The organism is Mycobacterium sp. (assembly GCF_050701675.1).
In the GTDB taxonomy this organism is placed as follows: Bacteria; Actinomycetota; Actinomycetes; order Mycobacteriales; family Mycobacteriaceae; genus Mycobacterium.
Window position 1 is genome coordinate 1 of the sequence record NZ_JBOGDD010000324.1, and the last position, 3,013, is coordinate 3,013.

Below are 3,013 nucleotides of genomic sequence, written 5' to 3' on the forward strand. Positions count from 1 at the left end.
GAATTGCCCTGATAGAACCCATGACCCGTGACATCGTGTCGCTGCGACTCACCCCGATCGAGCCCGCCACCTTCGAGTTCAAACCGGGCCAATATGCCGATCTGCACATCCCGGGAACCGAGGAGCACCGATCCTTCTCGATGGCGACCACCCAGGCGTCTGCCGATGAGGTCGAGTTCCTGATCAAGAAGTACCCCGGGGGCAAGTTCTCGGCGCTGCTCGACGGTCGGCTCAGCGTCGGCGACGAACTCTCGCTGACCGGCCCCTATGGGTCCTTCACCCTGAAGGAGGGTCACGTGTTGCCCGTGGTCTGCATCGGCGGCGGTGCGGGGATGGCGCCGATCCTGTCGCTACTACGCCACATGAACCAGAGCGAGAACACTAGGCCGGTGCGGTTCTACTACGGAGCCCGCACCGCGGCAGATCTGTTCTATCTCGACGAAATCCTGTTACTCGGAAAGGGTTTGGCCAACTTTGAATTCGTAGCCTGCCTCTCCGAGTCTGCCGACGGCTCGGTACCTGACTCGATCACCGTCGAGAAAGGCATGGTCACCGACGTCGTGGCCCGCTACGAAGCGAGCATCGGCAAGACCGAGGTGTACCTGTGCGGACCGCCGCCGATGGTCGATGCCGCGCTCGAGTTCCTGGACAGCAGCTCAGTGCCCAAGGACCAGGTCTTCTACGACAGCTTCACCAGCCCACTCTTCAGCTAGCCCGATCTCCTTCCCACCCAGCTCCGCCCCCCGATCTCTTCCCCGCCCAGCTCCGCCCGAGAGGAATCACATGTCCGCCCCCGAGAAGCCCAGGGAACGCAGTTTCCCGACGATCGAGTTCACCGACTCCGAGGCCGGTGCTTCCGAGTTCCCCAGCTCCAAGAGCCGCAGCTACTCATACTTCAAGCCGGCCAAACTCCGCGCCACGATGTACGAGGACGTGACGGTCGACGTCCAGCCCGACCCGGCGCGCCACCTGTCACAGGGTTGGCTCTACGGCTTCGGCGATGGACCCGGCGGATACCCGCAGGAGTGGACCGCCGCGAAGTCGTCGAACTGGCACGCCTTCCTCGACCCCAACGAGGAATGGAACCAGACCATCTATCGCAACAACTCTGCCGTCGTCCGCCAGGTGGAGCTGTCCCTCAAGAACGCCAAGCGGGCCCGCGCCTACGACGCCTGGAACTCGACCTGGCTGACGTTCGTCGAACGCAATCTCGGTGCCTGGATGCACGCCGAGAACGGATTGGCGCTGCACGTGTTCACGTCCATCCAGCGTTCCGGGCCGTCGAACATGATCAATACCGCAGTCGCGGTCAACGCGGCCCACAAGATGCGCTTCGCCCAGGACCTCGCGCTGTTCAACCTCGACCTGGCTGAGGCGACGGAAGCGTTCGACGGGAGCGTTCACCGGGCGGTATGGCAGGAGGCGCCCGAATGGCAACCCACTCGCCAGGTCGTGGAACAGCTGACGGCAGTGGGGGATTGGTGCCAACTGCTGTTCGCCACCAACATCGTCTTCGAGCAGCTGGTCGGTTCCCTGTTCCGCAGTGAACTCGTCATGCAGATCGCGGCCCGAAACGGCGACTACATCACCCCGACCATCGTCGGCACGGGCGAGCACGACTACGACCGCGACCTGAACTACACGCGCAACCTCTTCCGGCTGCTGACCCGCGATTCCGAATACGGCGCGGCGAACAAGGCGCTCTTCGGTGATTGGCTGCGCATCTGGGTGCCCAGGTGCCTCAACGCTGCGCGGGCGCTGCAACCGATCTGGTCGGCGCCGGCCGACAAGGCAGTCACGTTCGCGTCGAGCATGGACGCGGCCGTGGCCAAGTTCTCCGCCCTTCTTGAAGAAATCGAGCTCGACATCCCAGAGGAGTTGGACAGATGAGCATGCAATTCGGATCAGCCACCGAGTTCTCGAACATGTGCGGCGTCACCCTGATGAACACTCCGATCGGACGGGTCGTCGCCGAAGTCATGGGCGCCAAGGACGGAGTCGAGCTCACCGAGTACCCGTCGATGATCCGGGTCGACGGTGTGCGCCTGCTGGACTTCGACTACGACGAGCTCACCGAGGCGCTCGGTCAGGACTTCGACGGCTCCATCTTCGAGGAGATCAGCTCGACCCACTACGGGCGCATGGTCCACCTCGACGACAAGACGATTCTGGTCGCCAGCCCCGAGGACGCTGCCGAGTACATCGGCTTCGACCTCACCGTGCAGTGATGAGAACCGAGCTCGTGTCCTAGCAACGCCCCACTCAACATCAGCCCGCTCGAAGGGAAGTACGGCCATGGCCAAGGAATTGCGGTTCGGCACGGAGGCGCGGCTGCGCCTCGAACACGGCGTCAACGCACTCGCCGATGCGGTGAAGGTGACGCTCGGCCCCAAGGGACGCAACGCGATCCTGGAGAAGCTGACCGGGCCCCCCACCATCACCAACGACGGCGTCACCATCGCCAGAGAGATCCAACTCCGGGATCCGTTCGCCAACATGGGCGCTCAATTGGTCAAGGAAGTGGCGATGAAGACCAACGGCGTTGTCGGTGACGGCACCACGACGGCGACCGTACTGGCCCAGGCGATGGTCCGGGAAGGACTGCGATCCGTGGACGCCGGTGCCAATCCCATGCGGGTGCGGCGCGGTATCGAACGCACCGTCCCCGTCGTGGTGGAAGCGCTTCGGGCTCACCGCGTTCTCGTCGTCGCCAGCGGCGACCTGCGCCGGATCGCTGCGCTGGCGGCCAGCGATGACGACGCGATCGGTGACGTCATCGCCAGCGCCGTCGATCACGTCGGCAAGGTTGGCGTCGTCACGTGCGAGGAGAGCGACATGCCGGGACTGTCGGTCGACATCGTCGACGGTATCGAGTTCGACCACGGCTACACCTCCGGCTACATGGTCACCGATCACGAACGCATGGAAGCGGTGCTGAACAATCCGCTGATCCTGTTGACCAACAAGAAGATCAGTCAGGTGCAGGAGGTCATGCCCGCCATCGAGGTGGCCA

At 63.8% G+C, this 3,013-nt stretch carries 4 protein-coding genes; all 4 read left to right on the plus strand.

Going from position 1 to position 3,013, the window contains the following annotated elements:
* Nucleotides 1-713: FAD-binding oxidoreductase (locus ACRDUX_RS09630; RefSeq protein ID WP_526413291.1), on the plus strand; the 713-nt coding region annotated here is incomplete at its 5' end.
* Nucleotides 714-783: 70 nt separating this feature from the next.
* On the plus strand, nucleotides 784-1,890 hold the full coding sequence (locus ACRDUX_RS09635; RefSeq protein ID WP_526413293.1) for a ferritin family protein: 1,107 nt from the start codon (nucleotides 784-786) through the stop codon (nucleotides 1,888-1,890).
* Nucleotides 1,887-2,228 (plus strand): propane 2-monooxygenase effector subunit MimD, encoded by a 342-nt coding sequence (mimD, locus tag ACRDUX_RS09640; protein WP_526413295.1) that lies wholly within the window; start codon nucleotides 1,887-1,889, stop codon nucleotides 2,226-2,228. Before ACRDUX_RS09635 ends, mimD begins: the two co-directional genes overlap by 4 nt.
* Before the next feature lie 67 nt (nucleotides 2,229-2,295).
* The coding region (locus ACRDUX_RS09645; RefSeq protein ID WP_526413297.1) for a TCP-1/cpn60 chaperonin family protein at nucleotides 2,296-3,013 on the plus strand (718 nt) is incomplete at its 3' end.

Coding starts and splice junctions, on each gene's coding strand:
- ACRDUX_RS09635 (WP_526413293.1), top strand. CDS start 784: ATGTCCGCCCCCGAGAAGCCCAGGGAACGCAGTTTCCCGACGATCGAG.
- mimD (WP_526413295.1), top strand. CDS start 1,887: ATGAGCATGCAATTCGGATCAGCCACCGAGTTCTCGAACATGTGCGGC.